At 49.3% G+C, this 292-nt stretch carries 1 protein-coding gene; it reads left to right on the top strand.

Annotated elements, in window-relative coordinates:
* Positions 1 to 292 (top strand): immunoglobulin domain-containing protein (locus LOK78_RS16490; protein ID WP_232635680.1); only part of this gene is annotated, 292 nt, incomplete at both ends.

Raw genomic sequence — 292 nt, 5'->3', positions numbered from 1 at the left:
TGGACGGTCCTTCCGGTTATGTAGGTTACAGTTGGAGTTTTGGTGGTTCCGAGGTAGGAACTTCCGAAGATTTAACGATAACTGGAGCGACTTCGGCAGATGCTGGTGTTTATACATTAACGGTGACCGATAATAATGGCTGTTCTGGAAGCGATACTGCAACGGTTACGGTCTACGACAACCCAAAGCCATCTGTTGGTGATGCGTCAGACTGTGAGGGCGAGGACATCACCTTGGACGGTCCTTCCGGTTATGTAGGTTACAGTTGGAGTTTTGGTGGATCAGAGGTAGG

Source organism: Mangrovimonas futianensis (genome assembly GCF_021245805.1).
GTDB classification, from domain to species: domain Bacteria; phylum Bacteroidota; class Bacteroidia; order Flavobacteriales; family Flavobacteriaceae; genus Mangrovimonas; species Mangrovimonas futianensis.
Note: the sequence above shows the minus strand (reverse complement) of the source record. Positions and strands in the feature narration are given on the sequence as shown.